Here is a 20383-nt window from a genome sequence, read left to right as displayed (position 1 = left end):
CGGTTGCACCGAACTCCCCGGAACAGGCGCGCGTGCTCGTCACCGGCGCACAATTGTGCGGTTCCCACCCCGTTCTTCGCGAGATCGGCACCCCCTACCTGGCACGTCTCGGCCGCGCTGCGTACGACAACTCCACGGATCACCCCGAACCGCCTGCTATATCATCGCGCTGTGTCACTGATCGCGTCCGGTCATGGACACTGCCCGCGGGAGGAGTCGCATGACGGTCACCGGTCAGGCTGACCACTCCGGGGCCGAGTCGGACTTCAACCCGATGGTCAACCCGCACCAGGAGGATCCGCATCCGTTCTACCGGAGGGCCCGCACCCGGTCCGTGATGTTCAGCCCCTCGGTCGACGCGTACCTGGTCTGCCGTTACACCGACGTCCACGCGGTGCTCGACGATCCCGAGACGTTCTCCGCGCGGCTCGCGTTTCCCTTCATCTACGACAACCCGCCGGAGGTCGTCGCGGAGCTGCGTGCCGGCGGGGTGCCGGAACAGCGACGGCTCGTGGACGAGGACAGCCCTCGGCACCGGCAGATACGGGCACTGATCGACGTCGGGTTCAGCGCGCAGCGCATACGTTCGCTGATGCCGGTTGTCTGGCGTCGCGCCGAAGAGCTGGTCGACCGCTTCACCGGCGGGACCGCCGACCTGGTCGCCGAGTACGCCGGCCCGTACGTGCAGGGCATCATCAACGCCGTCATCGGCTTCCCCGTCGAGGCCGCCGAGCGGGTCGAGACCTCGACCCTCGACTCGTTCACGCTCTCGAACCCGGCGGCGCCGGTCGAGGCCAAGATCGATGCCGCGAGGCGGCTCGGGGAGTTCACGCGCTACCTGCAAGCCCTTGTCGACGCCAGGAGGGCGGCGCCGAGGGACGACCTGATCTCGGTGCTCGTGCACGGCGCCGACGGTATTCCGGGGCTGGCACAGGACGGGGCCGTGCACGGGATCATCCGTGGCACCCGGATCGCCGGGTTCCCGACCACCCGCGACGCGATCACGGCGACGACGTTGCTCGCGCTGCAGAACCCGGCCGTGCACGAGGGAATCCTCCGGGAGCCGACGCAGACCATCATCAAGGCGACAGAGGAGGCACTGCGCCGCAACCCGCCGAACCGCGGTGTTTTTCGGGTAACCACCCGCGAGGTCGAGCTCGGCGGCACCCGCCTGCCGCAGGGTGCACGCGTGCTCGTTCTCTTCGACTCGGCCAACCGGGACGACACGGTGTTCCCCGACGCGGACGCCGTCGTGCTCGGCCGGCCGAACGTGCACGACCACGTCTCGTTCGGCAGAGGGCTGCACGCCTGCCCCGGCGCACCCGTCGCCCGCGCCGAGATCCAGGTCGCCCTGCGCACCCTGTTCGGCCGCCTGCCCGGTCTCCGCCTCGCCGACGGCTTCGAGCCCACCTACCGGGCCATCCACCTGGTGCGGGGTCTGGAGTCACTTCGCGTGCAGTGGTGAACGCGTCGTCGTGAACCGAAGCCAGGGGTGCAGTTCACCCGGCATCGTGGCCAGGCCTTGGGCGCCAAGCGTCACGAGCTCCCGCGAGCGGTCGCCCGCCACCAGCCGCACACCGTTCTCGCATCGGGGCAGGCACGCGGCGGCCGACTCCCACACGTCGTCCGCGGCGGCGGGTGGCAGGTCCACCACCACGACGTCGTTGTCCGGATCGCGGTGCCACCTGATCCTCATGCCAGTTCCGGGTGCAGGACGCGCACGCCGGCGTCGGTCACCACCGCGGCGACCCGGCTGCCGATGTCCGCCGGCGCCGCGGCCCTGATCAGGCCCGAGGCGACCAGCGTGTGCACCGCAGTGTGGTCACACCACGAACCGTCCACCGTGAGGTCGGGTTCACAGCTGACCAGAAGCGCCCCGCGCCCGTCCTCGACAGCTCTCAGGATGGCGTACTCGCGTTTGTTGAGGGTTTCCATGACACGTCACGTCTTCCTGTCTGTTGTGGGACCTCGGGTAGAACGAACCTCGGCCAGCCGCAGCTGGTAGGCCGGCGCGATGTCGTCCGGCGTCCAGTCGGCCGCGTGGTCCAATCCGACGTCCACAGTGGATATCTCGGGTATTGCGTCGAGAACTTCCTTTGCCCTGACCACGAACGAAGCGCCCATCAGGCAGGCGGGCTCGGTCACGCCGATCCGCACCAGCACCGCGGCACCGTCCGGTGCCGGGGTGACCGTGAGCTGCCGGACGAGGCCGAGGTCGACCAGCCCGACCGGCGCGCCGGCGACCACGCTGCACGGGTCGATGATGGTGTTCAACGCCTCCCGGACCCGTTCGGTCAGCTCCACGGTGCCGCCATGGCCGCGGTGTTGCGGGGAATCGCGTCGAGGTCCAGGCCGAGGATGCGCGCCAGGTTCCCGCCGAGGACGGCCTGTTTGAACTCCGGCGTCATCGGCGGCAGGCCGTAGCCCTTGGCCAAGGTCTCCGGCCACTCGAACCGCCAGAACGCCTCCACCATGGGACGCGGATGCAGTGCGGTGCAGCCGGTGCCCCAGATGATCCGGTCGTGCGCGCCGGTCATCACGAACGCGGCGAGGATCTGCGCGAACTTCAGCGGCGAGTTGACCAGGTACGCGCTCACGCCCTCGAGGACCACGGTCGCGTTGCGGTGGTAGGAGAGCTGTATGGCCGTCTCCTCGACGTACGCGAAACCGCCGTGCACGATCTGGAACCACATGTCCGGGAACGCGAGCAGCGCGTCCTCCAGGTCGCGCGGGTGGAACGGCCCGGTCGGGCACCCGCTCATCGCGACCGCCTTGTGCACCGCGACCGTGCGGATGCCGCGCTTGCGTGCGTGCTCCAGGATGGGGAAGACCGCGTCCCGGTCGTCCATGCGGGTCTCCTGGCCGACCCCGTCGTAGATGTCGTACGGGTAGAACTTCAGGCCGGACACGCCGACCTCGTCGACGAGCCGGTCGACCTCACCGATCGGGTCCGGGTGGAACGGCCAGATCCCGCCGAACACCGCGACGCGGCCGGGATGACGCCTGCGCAGCTCCTGACCGACCCACAGCGGTGAGGCGCCGTCCTTGTACAGCCCGTACAGCGGGATGTCGTGGTACACCGCGAAGTCGGTGGGGCTCTGCGCGAAGAGGGCGTCGCCGAGCAGCTCCGCGTCCGCCCGCACGAAGCGGTCCTTGTCCAGCAACCACTCCGGTTCGCCGCGCGGCGAGAAGTTCAGGTGGTAGCCGTGGTAGAGCGAGTCCACCACCAGACCGGCGACGGGGTTGGTGTAGGTGCCCGGCGGCGAGTAGTAGCCGTGGACCACACCGTCCACGACGACGCAGTCCTCGATCATCGGCTACCCGCCAGCGCGACCGGCTCGACAGTGGCGGCCTCGTCCACCACGGGGAGCACCAACGAGAAGACGGGAACGCTGATCACCGCGACCGCGAGGTGCATCACCATCAGCACCAGGATCGGCGTGACACCAACGGATGCGACGAAGTACAACGCGATGTCGGGGACGAACGACGCGAGCACTACCGAGGGCACGAGCCTGCGCAGCAGGCTGGCGGGCCGCTTCGCGTTGCGCCGGACCGCCGCCCAGCCGGCGGCGCCGGCGACCACACCGAGGAGGGTCAGCGGAAGAAAGGCAGCCGGGTTCAGGGGGCCGAAATCCCCTACCGAGGTGATCTGCCTTGCCAGCGAACCGATGCCGAGATTGACGACGACCGCGGCGACGGCGGCGATACCCACCGCGGCGACGATTTCCATGGGGCGTTTGGTATTCACGCTCGAAGCATGGATGAACGCACTTCACAGCCGCTCCATCCGTGAGGCCGGCGCGGAGATCAGGGCGGTGGTTCGAGGCCCATTCGGCGGAGTCCGGCCTCGTCGGTGCGGACGTAGACCCGGTCGCGTGCGGTGCGCGGGACGCGCCACTCGTCCGGCACGGCGCCGAGGTACTCGGGAACGACCGTCCAGTTCGCCCACGCGATCACCAGGAACGGCGCCGCGGTCGTCTTCTCCTCGCGCACGCCGCTCCTCGACCTGGTGTCGGCCGCCGAGGTGTGCTGCCAGGCTGCCCCGGGACCGCCGGTCCCCGCCTCGACGTCACCGAGCCGCGTTCGGCCGCCGGTCTTCACGCCGGGGCCCTCCTTGCGCTTGTCCTTGGCGACGTGCGTGGTCGAGTCCTTCGCCGTGAACTCGGCGGACCCGGCGAGCGGCACGACTCGCGCGCCGTCCAGGTACGCGTTGAACCTCAGTGCTGCCAAGGGGTTCGACACGACGGCACCCGCGCTGTAGTAGCCGTCGAGATCCAGACCGTCCAGCAGGTAGCCCTTGTCACCCATCGCCTCGGGGAGGTGCGCCGACAGCGCGCTCGGTCTGGTGCCGGTGTTGATGGTGTCGAGTGTCGAGGTGGCCTGCGCGGGGACGGCGGTCGGCGCCCGTCCGGTCGACTCCCCCACCGGGACGCCGTCGACGATCTCCCGCACGGTGAAGTGCAGGTCCAGCGAGCGTGCCAGCACGGTGCGGTGGTCAGGCAGGGTGTCGATCCGTCCGGGTCGGCGCGCGCCAGCGCCCAGCTCGCCGACCGGCACCTTCGACCGCACCGCACCGGGGATCGCGTCGAGGGTGCGCACACCGCTCCAGGGCCGCGGCGTGAACAGGTCCGCGAGCCCGTGGCTCAGCACCCGCGGCGCGCGGCTCGCGTGGGCCGTCTTCGTGACCGTCAGCTCGAGGCCGAGGTCGTGCACGTAGGTCACGGTGTCCCCGTCCGGCGCGGTGTAGGCACGCGTGGCGCTGACGGCGACGGACTCGGTCCGGTCGCCCGAGGACCGGTGGGTGCCGGCGATGGTGCCGACGCCCCGCAGCGGGTGCCCGCCCACGGCGTCCGTGCCCAGGAACGTTCTCGACGCCAGCTGCCGCGACCGGCTCCCACCGGTGTCCTTCGTCGTGGTCCGGGTCGTCTTGGTCTCGTACTCGCCCGTCCACCCCGGCGTGGTCGAGTGGTACTCGCCGAGGCCCTCGTTGCCGCGCAGCGTGAGCGCGACGGTGTAGGTGCCGACCGGGCCCGCGACCGTCTCCGACCACCGGATCCCGGGGCCGCTCACCAGGTCCGGGTAGCGCGGCTCGAGGCCGCGCGCCCCCAGCTCGGCGACGATCCGCCGGTACAGCGACTCCCCGGCCCGCCGCTCGACGTCGCCGTTGACCTGGTCACGCACCCACGCGAACACCGCCCGGTCGGTCACGCCGCCGAGGAACCGCGAGAGCACCGGGCGGGGCACCGACTCGCGCGGCACCAGGTCGAGCAGGTCGCGAGTCGCGTCGAGCAGCCGTGCGGTGACCTCGGGCCGGACCGACCGCGGGGTGAAGCCGTCGATGTCGTGGTCGGGCGGCACGACGTCCGCGTGTTCGGCCGGCGCGGTCCGGGACGTCGGCGGCACGTCCGTGAGGCCGAGCTGGCCCAGCTCGTCGGCGGGCACCCAGAGCCGGACGGCGTTCTCGCGGTGCGCCTCCCGGTTGTGCCAGCTGCCCGGCTCGTCGCCGTGCGCGACCGTGGTGCCGGCCACGGCGTCCCGGCCACCCGCGAGGACGCTGACGTCGTAGGCGACCGGGTACACGGGCCCCTCGTAGGTGGTCACCGTCGTGTGTTCGAACTCCTGGACCGTGCCCTGCCCAGCCTCGCTCCTGCCGCCGTCGGAGTACCCGAAGGCCTCGTGCACCTCGAAGTCGCCCTTGCTGCCGGCCCGGAACCGGCCCGCCGTGCTCGTGCCTGTGCCGCTCGTGGCCGACCGGCCGGTGGCCCCCGTGACCGTGGCGGCGAAGGTCAGCTTCATCGTCTCCGGCTCGCCGACGATCCTGGGGTTGCTCAGCGCGAGGTGCACCTTGACGTCACCGACGTGGTCACCGGCGAGAAGGCCGGTGCCCCGGCGGTGGACGGGCAGCTGGAGGACCCCGCTCTCCGCCTCGACGAGGCGGGCGGCGACCTGCCTGCGGCCGGCGAACTCGTGCGTGGTGTGCCGGGCGAACGGGTCGACCTCGGCCTTGCCGAGACCGGCACGCAGGGCGTCGGCCAATCCGGTCGGCAGGTCGACGCCCTGCACGACGAAGTGGTCCGGCAGTGCGCCCTCGCGCCAGCCGTCCGGGCGGCGGGGCGTGCGGTGCGGGACCGGCGTGAACGCGCTCCGCTCCTCGACCGGCCGGTGGCCCGGGGCGAACCGGCCGCCGGTGAACGTGGCGGCCCGGCCGCCGGGGACCGTCCGGACGGCGAGCACGCCGTCGTCGCCGTGGACGGTGATCCGGTAGTGGTCGACCAGGTGGTCGTGCGTGCCGACGTGCGCGGACTTCCAGGTCTGCTCGTGCCCCACCCCGCTCGACGACGTCAGTGTGGACTCGGCCGCGCTGATCGTGCGGGAGTGCTGGCCACGCAGCTCCCCCGTCCCGACGCCGCCGATGCTGCCCCGCAGACCACCGCCACCTCCTGCCGTGTACCCGGTCCGGACCGTGTCCTCGACGCCGGTCGTGCGTTCGGCGCCGAGCGTGCCCTTCAACGAGGCACCGGGCGTGCGGGGTCTCGCGGCCGACGCCTCGCTTTCGGGCCGCACGGCCTCGACGACCACCTGGACGTACCCGTCCGGGCTGCCGGTCACGGCGCTGGTGCTGGACACCAGCAGCGACGACATGCCGTCGCCGTTGAGGTCGGAACTCCGGTCGGCGGCGCCACGCGCGGAGAAGACGCGGGAGACGGCCGCCTCGTTCTGCGCGACGTGTGCCGCGGAGGTCGCCTCGCCGGCGTGCAGGACGCCGGCCGGCAGTGCGTGGCGCAGCGTCTCCTCGACGGCGGCCAGGTTGGGGAACCGGGTCTCGCCGGTGAGGATCTTCCGCGGCGGGAAGGGATCCGTGTCGGGGAGGTGCTCGGCGGCCGGGGCCTCGTCGTTCACCGCCCGCCACGTGACGGCAGCCGCGAGCACCGCGTGCCGGGTCTCCTCCTGACGCCCGTCGTCGAACACGACACGCAGGCGGTAGGTGAGATCGGTGACCCGACCGGCCAGTGTGCCCTTGGCCGTCCACGCCAGCTCGTCGCTGACCTCGCTGCCGCGCGTGGTGACCCGCTCGTCGTGGTTGGTCCGTCCGCCCTGGACGAGACCGACGGCACCCACGTTCTCGCCCAGGATGTGCGCACCGGACTTGAGCCGGACGCCGAGGTCGACCTTCTCGGCTCTCGACACCTCCAGTGAGTGCCCCGTGGTCGTCCCGGACTTGCTGGTGAGCTTGCCTTTCACGGGCGTCGGAAGGCGGAGTGCGTAGGAGTCGTCACGGTCGGCCAGCAGCTCGATGGTGGCGGTGTGGCTGGTGCCCCAGGTGTCGTGGATTTCCAGACTCTCGCGGAGGGGGTGTCCGTCGAGCAGGTCGGTTCCGCGTTGCGAGAGGTGGTCGCCGCTGGTCAGGCCGCGAAGGACGGCACGCACGGGTGAGCCGATCTCGTCGGCCCGGCCGCGCCAGGCGGGATGCCGGTGCAGGACCTCCCTGGCGGCGTCGAACAGGCCTCCGGCGGTGAGGCGCACGGCAGGCGGTGTGGCCCCGTCGCTGTCGGGGGTGGGTACGGGGTCGATGGTGAGGTCGGCGAGCGCGTCCGGGGTGCTGACGACCGCACCGCCCGGCTGGTGGCCGTCGAACCGGACGGGCTCGGTGCCGTTGCCGGTGAGAGTGGCGGTGTAGCGCAGGTCGTGACGGCTGCTGGTCCGGTCGCCACTCGGCTCGATGGCGGTGCCGGACCTCGACTCGGCGGAGCTGACGGACTTCCACGTCGAGCTGGGCACGCCGCCCTTGAGGTTGACGCCGAGGTCCAACGCGGACGAGAGGGGCAGGTGGCCACCGACGGTGCCGTCCTTGCTCCTGGTGCCCGACCGCGAGAGTTTGGCCTTGCCGTACTTGCCGGAGCTGCTCTCGATCTTCCCGTTGTCGAGGTAGTCCTTTGTGGACTTCCCGGTGGTGTCGTCGGCGAGTGTAGGCCGGACGCTGAGTTCGACGGCGTCGTCGCCCTGGCCGGCGGTGACCGTGAGCCGGTCCGCCTTGGTGATCTTGTCCGTGAGTTCGGCGTCGGAGAGCCCGGCCAGTACCTGGTCTCGAACGCCGGGCGGTGTGCCCGCCGTGTTCAGGGCCTGCTCGACGTCCGCCCGAAGGCGTCCGCCGTCGACCTCTTCGACACGGACGAGGTTGAGCGGGAGCAGGCGGTGGATTCTCGTGGTGGGTGTGTCCGCCAGGTGCATCGGTCGCGGGAGGCTCGGCGCGGTGCCCGAGTAGGAGGAGGGGACGGGTACGGCGTGTGGTTCGTGGCGTACCCAGCCGCCGCCGTCCGGGTCGGTCGTGGCAGCCGGGGCCACGATTCGACCGTCCGCGGTGAGGGTGGCCGGTCCGACCTGGGCGGCGGTGCCTGCCAGGCCGAGCCACAGGAGGTCCGTGGGCCGTTCGACCGGGGCGCCGAGGCTGTTGGCGAGCCCTTGGGCGAGCCGCGCGAGGTCACCGGTGTCGCAGACGTAGAGCCGGATCGTGTCGGTGCCGTTCCAGCCTGCGGCCCGCACGGCCTCGGCGAGCGCGGTGACGGTCATCCGGAGGCCGTCCCGGAAGGCGACGCCGAACTCGCCGGGGATGGCGGGCAGCGCGGCGATCGGGGCGACGAACCGGTCGTCCCCCCTGCCCCGCAGGAAGATGCCGACGGGCAGATGCTCCACGGTGAAGGGACGGCCTGGCGCGAGGTCGTCGACGGGGGAGGCGGCCGGCGGCTCGACATCGATACCAGGCTGCCCGGAGGCCACCTCAGCGGAGGGACGAGTTGGTGCGGCGGCCAGGGTGGCCGGCCCGCTCGACTCCGTTACAGGGCTCGACTGGGCGCCCGAGGAGGAGTGGGCCACCGAGCCGGTTTGGGTGACGTGGGCCGACAGGCTCGAATGGACCAGCTGGGCCGACGAGACCAGCGGGCTCGAATGGACCAGCTGGGCAGATGGGGTCACCGAATCTGGTGGAGCGATCGGGGCGGAGTGAGACACCGAGGTGGTTCGAACATGCGGGCCGGCCGCCGTGGTGGGCGGCTCGATGGACGGCCCGGTCTGAGCGGGCGTCGGTGGGGCATGCAATGCCCCGGCCCCACCGCCGGACTCCATCACGTGGTCCGATTGCGTGCCGGACCTGGCCGCCGATGTGGCGGGCTCGCTGACTGGCACGGCAGGACCGTGGTCCGGTGTGGTCGGGGAGAGACGAGTGGCCTGGAGCGCCGCGGCAGTCCGGCCGCCCGACTCCGTCACCGGGTCCGTTCGCGCGCCGGAGCCGGTCGCCGACGCGGCCGGATCGCGTACCGGCGGCGTTGGAGATGCCACAGCGTCCCTACCGCCCACCGCCGTCTCCGCACCAGCCTCCGCACCGGGTCTGGGCGCCTCCGCGGCCGGCATGGCCGTGCTGTGGTCCGTTGTCATCCGGGCCGTCGCCGCGGTCCGGGGAGCCGCGGTGGCCTGGCTGCTCGACTCCGTGGCGGTGGCCGGTTTTCCCGTGAGGAAAGCCGCCAAGGACGGTGTCTCACCCAGGTCCAGGCTGCCTACGGTCAGGCTGCCCAGGTCCAGGGTGCCCACGGTCAGGTCGCCCACCGACAGGTCCATACCGGACAGTCGCGGCGCGGCTCCTCGTCCCCGGCCCAGGAGGCTCAGTGCGCCGTCCGACGCGGCCGCCATCGGCAGCACTCCGCCGCTGTCACCGGACGCGCCTCCCTCAGGAGGGAACAGCTTCCGCAGCGCGCTCGCCAGTGGACCCTGTGCCACGTTGATCGTCGCGTTGGCCGCGGCGCCGCCGATGGCCACCTGCATGGCCGAGTAGCCCAGGTCCGCGAAGCCCTGGAAGGCCCGCGACGCCCTGGATCTCACCTCCCTGCCGGCCATCTTCTCGATCTCGACGCCCACCGCGGTGCGGAAGTCTCTCGACAGCACGTCCGCGGCGCGCCCCAGGGACCGGCCCACTCCGTAGAACCCCCCACCCAGCGCACCCAGGGCCGCCGACATGAAGAACGCGTTCCAGTCGACGCCCTCCCGCAGCTGCTGGCCGCCCTCCGTTGTCGTCAGGTTCTGCACGCCGTCGACGGCCAGGTCCAGTCCCCCCATGAACGCTGCCCCGGCCAGCCCGTACTTGGCGACGTCCACCGCCAGCTGCCGCCCAGCCCGTAGGCTGAGCCCACCCAGTTGACGGAAGCTCACGCTTCCCAACCGCACCGACAACTGCTTCAGCACCGCCGCTATGCCGACCCGCGCCACCGCCACCACGGTCGGGATCAGGAACGCGCCGAACAGGGAAGCCAGCAGCTCGGCGATGGCCGCCGCCAGCAGCACCAGCATCGCGACGATCATGATCTTGGTCTTCTCGAAGTCCGCCGCTGCCCGGAGCATCGCGGCGGCGAACGTGTCCGCCGCCTCGATCATCTGGTCCAGGGACGCGGGTACCGTCGAGTCGTACAGGACCACGACCCGCTCGGCGGTCTCACCCACCAGCACCGCGTCGAACTCTCGCGCCAGCGCGCCGTACTGGTCCCTCGCCGTCGCCAACCCGGCCCTGAACGCCATCCACGCGTCCGAGGACCGCTCCAGGTCCCGCTCGTCGCCCTCCGGCCACGGCATTCCCACGGTGACCTCCAGGAATGCCTGCAGAGAGGCGGGCAGGTCCGTCACGGCCCTGGTGCGTCGGCGACCTCATGCCTCACGCGGGAAGTACACCGCGTGAAGCCACTGTGACTCACGGTCTCGGAGCGTCCCGTGCACGGACACTGCCCGATCGTCCGCACATCATCCACTGTGGACTCTTTGCCCGACCGTACCGCTGAGGAGGGAAACCGGGGCAGAGTGCGCGTGCGTGATCTTGTCCGACCCTCGGCGGGCCGCCTAGCTTCCCGGGCATGCGCTGGCACTCCCCCGCCCGCACCCGCGTCGTCCGGCTCGGCGAGGTGACGCTCACGCACGTGCTCGACGGCGTGATGTCGCTCGCGCCCGACCGGTTCGCGCCCGAGGTGCCGCGGACCTGGTGGGAAGCACATCCCGAGCAGCTCGACGCCGACGGCCACCTCGTGATGCCGGCCGGTGGGCTGTTGGTCGAGTCGTCCGGGCGGACCCTGCTCATCGACCTCGGCTGGGGTTCGTTCACCGGCAGCCACGCGTTCGGTGACCTCCGTTGCGGCGGGTTCCTCGACAGCCTCGCCGCGCTGGGCCACCGGCCGGACACGATCGACGACGTCGCGTTCACCCACCTGCACCTCGACCACATCGGCTGGACGAGCCTGCCGGGCACCGACGAGCCCCGGCTCACCTTCGGCAACGCCCGCCACTGGGTCGCGCGGGCGGAATGGCTCGCATGGCAGGACCACACCGGTGACCACCCGGGCGGTCCGTCGAAACGCGACCACCTCGAGCCGTTGAGCGGCGCCCTCCACCTCTTCGACGACGGTGACGAGGTGCTGCCCGGCGTGCGGACCATGCCGACCGCGGGCCACAGCCCCGGACACACGGCGTTCGTGGTGGAGAGTGCGGGCACCCGCGTCGTCGCCTTCGGTGACGTGTTCCACTTCCCGGCGCAGATCAGCAATCCCGAGTGGTGTTCACTGCCGGACTCGGACCGGGACGCCACTATCCACGCGCGACGCCAGGTGCTGGCCGAGCTGTCCCGTCCGAACACGATCGGGTTCGGCTGCCACTTCGCCGACGTCGCCTTCGGCACCGTCGTCCGCGAAGGGGAGACCGGCCACCGCTGGCAGCCGTCGCCGCTCGCGATCGTCGAGGCCTAGCACCATGAACTCCGTCGAACGCCTCGCCACCTGCTACGACCACCACGACCCCGAGCTGACGGCCGACATCGTCGGCGAGGTGCACCAGCGGATCCAGCAGACCGCGCCCGTGGTCTACTCACCCGCCCACGGCGGCATGTGGTTGCTGTCCCGCTACCGGGACGTCCGTGCCGTGCTCAGGGACCACGACACGTTCAGCTCCGCGAACGGGGTGTTCTTCCCCAAGGCGCCGGGCACGCCGAAGTTCACGCCGCTGGACTTCGACCGGCCCGAGCACACCGCGTTGCGTGGCCTGATCAGCCCGCCACTGCACCAGGCGACCGTCGCGCGCCTGGCCGGCTCGATCACGGCGATCGTCGCCGAGCTGCTCGCGCCGCTGGTGGCCCGCGGCCACGGGGACCTGGCCAACGAGCTGGCGATGCCGCTCGCGATCCGTTCGGTCGCCCACGCCCTCGGTCTTTCGGACGGCGCCCAGCAACGGATCCGGGAGCTGACCAGGAACCTGTGGCAGCACCTGGCCACCGCGAGCGGTCCCGGCGCGTTCTGGCCGCCGTTCGTCGCCGTGTTCGCCGAGGACGTCGCCAGGGCACGCGCGAATCCCGGTGACGACTACATCTCCTGGCTGGTCGGGGCGCGGCTCGACGGCAGGCCGGTCACCGACGACGAGCTGCACTCCATCCTGATCTCGGCCAGCATGGCCGGTCACGAGACCACCATGAACGCCATGAGCCACCTGCTCTGGCAGCTGGCGCGTGATGTGCCGCTCCAGCAACGTCTTCGTGCGGAACCGGAACTCGTCCCGGCCGCGGCCGAGGAGGCCGTGCGGCTGTGGGCGCCGGTCGGCAACCAGACCCGGACCACCACCCGGGACACCACCGTCGCGGGTGTCGCGATTCCCAAGGGCGCGCGGATCATGCTGCTGATGGGTGCGGCGAACCGCGACCCGGACCAGTTCGCGGCGCCGGACGAGTTCCGCCTCGACCGCGGCGCCGCGATCCATCTGGGCTTCGGCTTCGGCATCCACTACTGCAGTGGCGCGCACCTCGCGCGACTGGAGCTGCAGACCGTGCTGCGGCAGCTCACCGGACACCCCGACTTCCACCTCGCCGAGACACCGAGGCGGCGCATCGAGAACGGCCGCCACATCGTCATCGACAGGCTCCCCGTCCGGTTCGGCGTGGAGACGACGTGAAGATCACGGCGACAGAATCGTCCGCGTGGCACGGTTGTGGGTGGCGGCACGCACGGGCTCAGACCGCATGCCGGCGCGGTGTGCCGCCGGACCGGGCACGGGCAAGGTCGACGCCGTGGGCGGACAGGCGCGCCCTGGCGCGGTGAATCGCCCACACCGCACCGAGATCGTCGTAGATCCGGATCATCTCGGTGCCGAGCTGCGTGGCACGGTCCGGTTGGCCAACCGAGGCGAACAGCACCGCGGCGTCCTCGAGGGTCTGTGCCAGCTCGACCGGTCTGCCGACCTCGCGGTAGGTCGCGGCGGCGATGAGCACCGGCTCGGGATCACCGCGCACCAGGCCACGGCACCGGGCCAGCGCGGCGGAGGCACGGGCCGGTGTCCGCTCGCGCCGGGCCTCACCCTCGCAGATGGCCAGCGCCCGCCTGGCGAGCCCGGTCTCCCCTGCCAGCAGGGCGATCCGCGCGACGTCCGGCATCCACTGGTGGCGCAGCATCATCTGCGAGTACCGCTCGTCCAGCACCGGCGCGAGCGCGATCAGGGCGGCGTCCGGACGGCCGTCGCGTTCCGCGGCCAACGCCTCCGCGACGACGAGGAAATCGCAGCTCTCCCGGTCGGCGGAGGTCAGCAGCGGCAGCTCGTCCGCCGCCGCCAGGTGCCGGTTCACCTCGTCGCCCCGGTCGCACAACACCGCGATCAGCGCGCCGACGCCGTGCAGCAACAGGAGTGTCGGCCCGCTCTCGCGCAGGCCGTGGAACGCCATGTCCAGCTCGCGGCGGCCGACCAGTTCGGACAGCTCCGTCACCGCCGCGTCCCAGCGTCCCGACCAGTAGTGGTTGACCACCGTCGCGCCGACGATGCCGGCGGGCAGCCGGTGCGCGCGCACCAACCGGTCCGCTTCCCGCAGCGTCGCGTCGGCCTCACCGAGCAGGTCGAGGCACTGCAGGCTGAACACGCGGTTGTCGAGCAGGCTCAGCCGCAGGTGCACGAGCTTGGGGTCGGCGCCCGCCACCGCCAGCGCCTCGTCGAGCACCGCGAGCGCCTGGTCGACGAGGCGAAGTGCCTCGGCGTGGTCGCGCTCGATCGACTGGAACAGCCACAGGTTCGCCAGCGCGTAACCCTTGGCGAAGGCGTCGCCGACGGCTTCCGCCTCGTGGATCGCCGCCCATGCCGTGGCCTGCGCGGAGTCGATCTCGCCGAGACCGAGGCCCTGACGGGCGGCCAGCAGCGCCCGGCAGCGGGCCCGCCACACCGGGGAGACCCGGGGATCGTCGACCGCGGCCCGCAGCGAGTCGACCGCGTTGCGGTCGAGGCCGCGCCGGTAGTGGACACACGCGAGCGTCCAGTGCATCTCGCCACGCAGGTCCGGGTCGCGGGTGGACCCGAGCACGGCGCGGACCTCCGACTCCGGCGACTCCCCCAGCCAGTAGAGCACCCTGGCGAGGCCGGCGGTGAGGGTCTCCACCCTGGGGTCGGTGGCGTCGCACGCCTCGGCCGACCGGCGGAGCAGGTCGACACCGATGTCCGGTGCCCAGTCGGCGACCCGTTCGCCGTACTCGCACACCCAGGCGATGGTCCACCGGTCCGGGGTGAGGGGCGTCGCGGAGAGCTGCCTGGCGACCGTTTCCGGTGCGGCGCCGGCATTGTGCAGCCGTTCGGCCGCCTGCCGGTGCAGTGCCGCACGGACCGCGGGCGCCATGGCGTCGTAGAGGGCCTGGCGGATCAGCGGGTGGCGGAAGGCGACCCGTGCCCCGTCGACGACGAGGATGCCGGCCTTGGTCGCCTCGTCGATCGAGGGGAGGAACTCGGCGGGCGACTGGCCGAGCACCACCGCGAGGTCGTTCACGTCGTCGACGCGGAAGTCGATACCGAGCAGGGCCGCGCGGCGCAGCACGTTGAGCGGCGTCGGCGACAGGAAACCCAGCCGCTGTTCGAGGGCCGAGGCGAGCGAGATCGGTGTCGTCGCGCTGACCTCGGCGGCGCCGGACTCGACGTGCACGCTGCCGTCGCGTTTGAGCGCGTCCACCAGTTCCTCGACATAGAGGGGATTCCCCGCGGCACCCCGCGCGAGCTGGATCAGGCCGGGGCCGGGCACCGCGCCGATCATGACGCGGAGCAGCCTGCCGACGTCCGCATCGGACAGTGGCAGCAGCCGCAGCACGGCACCGCCCTCGCGTGTCACGGTGTCGCGCAACGCGTCCAGCGCCTCGGTGCTCGACATGGAACGACACGCGCCGAGAACGAGCAGCGGCAGCTCGCCGGCGAGGGTCGCCAACCGGTTGAACACCAGCAGGCTCGCCTCGTCCACCCACTGCATCCCGTCGAGGACGAGGGCGAGCGGACCGTCGTCGCACAGCCTCCGCACGAGGTCGAGCAGCGCCTCGACGACCGCGTGCACGTTGCCGCCACCGCCGAGGACGTCCTCCCGGGACGCCGCGGGCCACGCCAGTTCGGCGACGCGTGCCCGCCTCGGGTCCGGCGAGTCGGCCGTCACGTGCAGGCACTCGAGGATCGTCCGCAGCGGGAACCGTTGCGCCAGCTCGTCTCCCGCGCCCCAGTAGGTCTGCACAGCCGCGTAGTCGAGTCCGGCGAGCCCTCGGGTCAGCAGCTCCGTCTTGCCGATACCCGGCTCGCCGGAGAGCCACACCGCCCGGCCCCGGCCGTCGATCAGCTCCGAGACGGCGTCCTGCAGCACCGCGAGCTCTGTCTCGCGGCCGACGAAGGTCATGGCTCTGGGCCTCGGCCGGGTGGTGACCGGCACGGAGATCGAGCTGGGCACCGGCGTCGAGACGCCGAGCGCGTTCTCGGGCGCCGCGATGGCCGGGTCGTTGACCAGTATGCGCTGGTGGATCTCGACCAGTTCGGGGCCGGGCTGGCGGTCCAGCTCGTCGGCGAGCACCTGCCGTGCCTCGCGGAACTGCTCCAACGCGTCCGCCTGGCGGCCACTGCGGTACAGGGCGGTCATCAGCAGACCGCGCAACCGTTCGTGCAGCGGGTAATGGGCCACCAGCGTGCTCAGCTCCGCGACCAGGTCCGCGTGCCGCCCGGCCAGCAACCCCGCCTCCGCCCCGGTCTCGAGCAACCTCAGCCGGGCGGCGGTCAGCTGCGTGCGGCAGGATTCCGCGAACGGGCCGGGGAGACCGCTCAACGGCTCGCCCTGCCACATCGCGAGCGCACGGTTCGCGAGCCCGACGGCGTCGTCGGCGAGGCCACGTCCCAGCGCGGCCTCGGCGTCGGCGAGCAGCTCCTCGAAACCGGCGAGGTCGACAGCGCCGGGGTCGAGCCGCAACCGGTAGCCGATGCCCTCCGAGGGCAGCACCGTGCTCGCGGTGCGGCCGGACCGGCCGGGCTCCAACACCTTGCGCAACCCCGACAGGTAGGTGTACACACTGCCCTCCGCCGTTGTGGGCGCGTCGTCGCCCCAGACGGCGTTGATCAGCTCCGACCGGCTGACGACGTGGTTGCGGCGGAACACCAACACGGCGAACAGTGCACGCTGCCGGGGCGGCCCGAGGCGGATCTCGGTGGCGTCGAGCCAGGCCCGAACCGGGCCGAGCACCTGCACCCGGAGCACACCTGCGGACATCAGGCCTCATCCTCACGTCGGTCTGGCCGTGGCACGACGTCACGTCGGTGTGGACGGTCGCTCATGGATGGTTCTCGTCCCCGGCGGGACCGCCGAACTCAATCATGGCCCCATCCGCCAGCCATGCCAACCTCCTTCTCGTGTGATACCAACGAACACGTAGTCACACTGAGGTGTCACGGGTCGCCGGCGATCCGCAGGGTGCCGTGCCCGCCTCTCGACTCGTGGACCGCGTGCGCCAGCCGGTCGGCGAGGTCCGACCGCGACGACGCGCCCAGTTTCTGCATCGTCCGGGACAGGTGGGCCTGCACCTCCCTGCGGGACAACGACAGCTCCGCGGCGATGTCGGAGTTCGACACCGCGGCGGCGGCCAGTGACGCCACCCGCCGTTCCACGTCCGAGAGCGTGTGCCAGCCGAGGACGGCCGGTGTGACGGCGCGGGGCGACACGCCACAGGCACGCATCCGCGCCTCGGCGTTCGCGAGGTCGCGGTTCGCACCCAGCTCGGTGAGGATCGCCAGGGCCTCCTCGAACATCTGCCGCGCGCGTTCACGTTCGCCCCGGTGCGCGATCAGCTCCGCGCAGTCGAGGAGGACCGAGGCCTTCTCGACCGGCCGTCCCACCTCGCTGAAGTGCCGTGCGGTGACCAGGAGGCTCGCCGGGTCGGCGTCCACGAGTGCCGTGCACCAACGAAACGCCGCGCCGGCCCTGGCCGGCACGACCTCCAGCTCCGCCTCGGCCGAGCACAGCGCGAGTGCCTCACGCACCCGCCGCGAGTCCCCCTCCGTGAGCGCGAGCCGGACGATCCCCGGCAGCCACTGGTGGCGCAGCGTCATCCGGCCGTAGTCGGGATCCAGCAGCGGGTCCATGGCGGACAGCTCGGCCGCCGGACCGGACCGCATCCCGGCGTCGACGGCACGGGCCACGAGGAGGAAGTCGCTGTTCTCCTGGGCGATGGTGTTCACGATGGGGACCGTGTCGTCGACGGCCGCGAGCGTGGCCCGCAACGTCTCGACGTCCCCCCGGTGCGCGGCGACCAGCGCGGTCACACCGTGGTGGAGCAGCCCGGTCTGGAGTCTGCGGTCGAGGTGCGCGGCACCAGGACCCTCGTCGGTGACCGACGACAGCTCGGCGACGGCCGCGTCCCAGTGTCCGATCCAGAAGTAGTGCACCGCGGTGGCGACCTGGGGGCGGTTGGTGCGCACCCGGTAGCGGCGCGCGATCTGTCGCATCCGCTCCAGTGTCACCGTCGCCTCGTCGAGCCTGTCGAGGTTCTGGAGGCTGTACGCCTGGTTGTCGAGCAGGGACAGGCGGGTGACGGCGAGGTCGAGGCTCTCGCCGGAGACGTCGAGCGCCTGTCCGGCGTGGCGGAGCGCCGCCTCGTGGTCGCGCCGCACCGAATCGAGGTACCACTGCTGCCGGAGGGCCTCCGCCACGGAGGCCGGGTCCGAGGTCTGTTCGGCGAGGTCCAGTGCCGCGCTCGCGGTGCGGGTCGCGCGCTCGATGCCACCCGGCAGCGTGTGCTCGAACTCGGCCCGCAGTGCCTGGCACCGGGCCCGCCACGTCGCCGGTGTGTCCGGGCTCTCCGCCACCTCCGCGAGCAGGCCGAGTGCGTGGTCCACCTCGCCGTCGAAGAACACGAGCTGGGCGAGGATCCACCGCAGCTCGGCGGCGTGCCCGGGGTCGGCGGTGCGGTACAGCACGGCCCGCGTCTCGGCCGTCGGCGTCTGCCCCAGCTGGAACAGCAGCCGGATGCGCCGCACGGCGAGGTCCTCGAGGCCGGCCTCCGGCACGGCGACGGACACGACGGCCTGGGAGAGCAGGTCGGCGGCCAGCTCGGCGTTCTGGACGGACACGGCGTCGATGTTGTCGCGCAGCCAGCCGACCGCCCACTCGGACAGTGCCGGGGCCGCCGCCAGGATCTGGGTGGCGACCCGGTCGACGGCCGCACCGGCCGCCGCCAGGTCCCGCGCCGCCTCGATGTGCCGCAGGGGCCGGACCTTCGGCGGCCATTCGTGGTACAGCGCCCGCCGCACGGAGACGTTCCGGAACTCGAGCTCGCGGTCCTGTTCGACCAGTACCCCGGTGGCGGTGGCCTCGCCGACGGCGCCGACCAGGTCGACGGGTGACACCCGCATGACGGCCGCCACCTCGGCCACGCTGAACGCGGTCCCGAGCAACGCGGCCGACCGCACCATCTCGTGCGTGCGCGGCGCGAGGAACCCCAGTCGCCGCAGCAGCAGCGCGGTGGTGGCGGACTCCAGCACGTCCTCGGCCGACGGGTCGAGGTCCACCAGCTCGGCGACGCCGTCCCCGATGCGCAGCGCGCCCGCGTCGGTCAGCATGTCGAGGAGCTGGTCGACGAACAGCGGGTTGCCGCCCGCGCTCGCCAGGCGCTCCGCCAGCGCGGTCCCGCAGCGGGCGCCGGTGCGCAGGCCGACCAGCTCGGCCACCGTGCCCGGTGACAACGCGTCGAGGCTCAGCACGCGGCCGCCGACGGCGTGCACGGTGTTGCGGAGCTGTGTCAGCTCCGAGGTCGGCGAGACCGGCCGCGACAACCCGACCAGGAGCAGCGGGAGCCGCAGGGTGAGCCGCGCCAGCCGGTGCCAGAGCGACAGTGCCTTGTCCTCGCTGCCCTGGAGGTCCTCGACCACCAGGACCAGCGGTGTCTGGGCGCAGGCCTGTGCCACGAGCGCGACCGTCTGGTCGACCGCCTCGTCACCCGGTTCGGCCCCGCCCGCGAGCCGGTCGGCGGTCGACCACACCACCCGGCAGTCCGGCGAGATGCCGGCGACGCCCTTCGCCAGCAGCGCCGTCTTGCCCATCCCCAGGACGCCCTCGACCCAGAGGCAGCCGCCGTGCCCGCCGGCGAGACCGGTCAGCATGGGCTGGAGCAGGCCCAGCTCCCGTGTCCTGCCGACGAACGTCGCGGCCGGTTCCGGTCCGCCGCCGTGGGACAGCATCGCGACCGCGGCGGTGCCGGGGTCCTGCGGCGTCCACATGCCGGCACCGATGTCGGCCGCCGTCACCTCGGCCCTGGCCGCGATCTTCTCGCGGATCCGTCGCATCGCCGGCCCAGGCTCGATCCCGAGCTCGCCGACCAGCACCTCCTCGGTGTCCTCGAAGAGCCGCAACGCCTCGACGTCCCGGCCTGCCCGGTGCAAGGCGACCATCAGCAGGCCCCGGGGACCTTCCCGCAGGGGGTTCCGCTCGACCAGGTCGGTCAGCTCGTCGATCGTCGCCGCCGTGGTGGTGTGGTCGCCGTGGGCGAGCCGCGCGGCGGCCCTGCGGCCACGGGCCATCAGCCGCAGCTCGCCGAGCCGGGCCCGGTGGAGCCGGGCGAAGGGCACCGTGAGCCCTTCGAGGGAGTCGCCGTGCCACAGCGCGGTCGCCGCGTCCAGCTCCGCGGCGGCGCCGGCGAAGTCACCCTGCTCCCAGCGTTGCTGCGCGGCCTCGTGGTGCCGGAGGAACAGCTGCTCGTCGATGCGTTCGGCGGGTACCCGCAGGGAGTAGCTCGTGCCCTGTGTCGTCAGTACGGCGGTGTCGTCCGACGAGCCCCGGACGGACCGCAGCGCCCGCCGCAGGTCGTAGATGTAGGTGTGGAGGGTCCCGATCGCCTTCGACGACGGTTCCTCGCCCCAGAGCCCGTCCACCAGCTCCGCCTGCGAGACGGCGCGGTTCACGCTCAGCGCCAGGATGGCGAACACTGCGCGACGGCGTGCCGTGCCGAGGTCGATCTCCACGTCGCCGTGCCATGCGCGAACCGGCCCGAGCAGCTGGATCCGGACGGACGGGGGGTCGGTGGCAGCCGTCATCGGGACGGCCTCGCCC

General features: G+C 72.1%; 11 protein-coding genes. 3 read left to right on the top strand and 8 right to left on the bottom strand.

Going from position 1 to position 20383, the window contains the following annotated elements:
* Positions 1 to 220 precede the first annotated feature (220 nt).
* The gene (locus CLV71_RS21985) at positions 221 to 1465 is read left to right on the top strand and encodes a cytochrome P450 (RefSeq protein ID WP_133904724.1); all 1245 of its coding nucleotides are present in this window, start codon (positions 221 to 223) and stop codon (positions 1463 to 1465) included.
* On the opposite strand, the gene CLV71_RS21980 is transcribed toward CLV71_RS21985, so the two are convergent.
* From CLV71_RS21980 to CLV71_RS21955, 6 genes are all read right to left on the bottom strand, one after another.
* The gene (locus CLV71_RS21980) at positions 1445 to 1696 is read right to left on the bottom strand and encodes a hypothetical protein (RefSeq protein ID WP_133904723.1); all 252 of its coding nucleotides are present in this window, start codon (positions 1694 to 1696) and stop codon (positions 1445 to 1447) included. The two genes, CLV71_RS21985 and CLV71_RS21980, sit on opposite strands and share 21 nt — an antisense overlap.
* Positions 1693 to 1935 (bottom strand): hypothetical protein, encoded by a 243-nt coding sequence (locus CLV71_RS21975; protein WP_133904722.1) that lies wholly within the window; start codon positions 1933 to 1935, stop codon positions 1693 to 1695. The genes CLV71_RS21980 and CLV71_RS21975 overlap by 4 nt, the downstream gene beginning before the upstream one ends.
* A 6-nt stretch (positions 1936 to 1941) precedes the next feature.
* Positions 1942 to 2304 carry a metal-sulfur cluster assembly factor gene (locus tag CLV71_RS21970; protein WP_166664203.1) on the bottom strand — a complete coding sequence of 121 codons (363 nt, stop codon included), beginning with the start codon at positions 2302 to 2304 and terminating at the stop codon, positions 1942 to 1944.
* On the bottom strand, positions 2295 to 3314 hold the full coding sequence (locus CLV71_RS21965) for an amidohydrolase family protein (RefSeq protein WP_133904721.1): 1020 nt from the start codon (positions 3312 to 3314) through the stop codon (positions 2295 to 2297). Before CLV71_RS21965 ends, CLV71_RS21970 begins: the two co-directional genes overlap by 10 nt.
* The gene (locus tag CLV71_RS21960; RefSeq protein ID WP_133904720.1) at positions 3311 to 3733 is read right to left on the bottom strand and encodes a DUF6069 family protein; all 423 of its coding nucleotides are present in this window, start codon (positions 3731 to 3733) and stop codon (positions 3311 to 3313) included. The genes CLV71_RS21965 and CLV71_RS21960 overlap by 4 nt, the downstream gene beginning before the upstream one ends.
* Before the next feature lie 77 nt (positions 3734 to 3810).
* On the bottom strand, positions 3811 to 10668 hold the full coding sequence (locus CLV71_RS21955; RefSeq protein ID WP_133904719.1) for a WXG100-like domain-containing protein: 6858 nt from the start codon (positions 10666 to 10668) through the stop codon (positions 3811 to 3813).
* 224 nt (positions 10669 to 10892) lie between these two features.
* On the opposite strand from CLV71_RS21955, the gene CLV71_RS21950 reads away from it, so the two are divergent.
* Both CLV71_RS21950 and CLV71_RS21945 read left to right on the top strand, forming a co-directional pair.
* Positions 10893 to 11774, top strand: coding sequence for an MBL fold metallo-hydrolase (locus tag CLV71_RS21950; protein WP_133904718.1), 882 nt, complete (start codon positions 10893 to 10895; stop codon positions 11772 to 11774).
* Between the two features lie 4 nt (positions 11775 to 11778).
* Entirely contained in the window at positions 11779 to 12966 is a 1188-nt protein-coding gene (locus CLV71_RS21945) for a cytochrome P450 (RefSeq protein WP_133904717.1), read from the top strand.
* A gap of 58 nt (positions 12967 to 13024) precedes the next feature.
* Here CLV71_RS21945 and CLV71_RS21940 read toward each other — a convergent pair whose 3' ends face one another.
* Together CLV71_RS21940 and CLV71_RS21935 are read right to left on the bottom strand one after the other, a co-directional pair.
* Positions 13025 to 16552: an ATP-binding protein gene (locus tag CLV71_RS21940; protein ID WP_133904716.1), complete on the bottom strand. Its 3528-nt coding sequence runs from the start codon at positions 16550 to 16552 to the stop codon at positions 13025 to 13027.
* Positions 16553 to 16728: 176 nt separating this feature from the next.
* On the bottom strand, positions 16729 to 20367 hold the full coding sequence (locus CLV71_RS21935) for a BTAD domain-containing putative transcriptional regulator (protein ID WP_133904715.1): 3639 nt from the start codon (positions 20365 to 20367) through the stop codon (positions 16729 to 16731).
* Positions 20368 to 20383 lie beyond the last annotated feature (16 nt).

The organism is Actinophytocola oryzae (genome assembly GCF_004364325.1).
GTDB classification, from domain to species: Bacteria; Actinomycetota; Actinomycetes; order Mycobacteriales; family Pseudonocardiaceae; genus Actinophytocola; species Actinophytocola oryzae.
The sequence above is the reverse complement of the archived record's forward strand: the minus strand, read 5'-3'. Positions and strand labels throughout refer to the sequence as shown.

Coding starts and splice junctions, on each gene's coding strand:
- CLV71_RS21945 (WP_133904717.1), top strand. CDS start 11,779: ATGAACTCCGTCGAACGCCTCGCCACCTGCTACGACCACCACGACCCC.
- CLV71_RS21940 (WP_133904716.1), bottom strand. CDS start 16,552: ATGTCCGCAGGTGTGCTCCGGGTGCAGGTGCTCGGCCCGGTTCGGGCC.
- CLV71_RS21960 (WP_133904720.1), bottom strand. CDS start 3,733: ATGGAAATCGTCGCCGCGGTGGGTATCGCCGCCGTCGCCGCGGTCGTC.
- CLV71_RS21965 (WP_133904721.1), bottom strand. CDS start 3,314: ATGATCGAGGACTGCGTCGTCGTGGACGGTGTGGTCCACGGCTACTAC.
- CLV71_RS21975 (WP_133904722.1), bottom strand. CDS start 1,935: ATGGAAACCCTCAACAAACGCGAGTACGCCATCCTGAGAGCTGTCGAG.
- CLV71_RS21935 (WP_133904715.1), bottom strand. CDS start 20,367: ATGACGGCTGCCACCGACCCCCCGTCCGTCCGGATCCAGCTGCTCGGG.
- CLV71_RS21980 (WP_133904723.1), bottom strand. CDS start 1,696: ATGAGGATCAGGTGGCACCGCGATCCGGACAACGACGTCGTGGTGGTG.
- CLV71_RS21950 (WP_133904718.1), top strand. CDS start 10,893: ATGCGCTGGCACTCCCCCGCCCGCACCCGCGTCGTCCGGCTCGGCGAG.
- CLV71_RS21985 (WP_133904724.1), top strand. CDS start 221: ATGACGGTCACCGGTCAGGCTGACCACTCCGGGGCCGAGTCGGACTTC.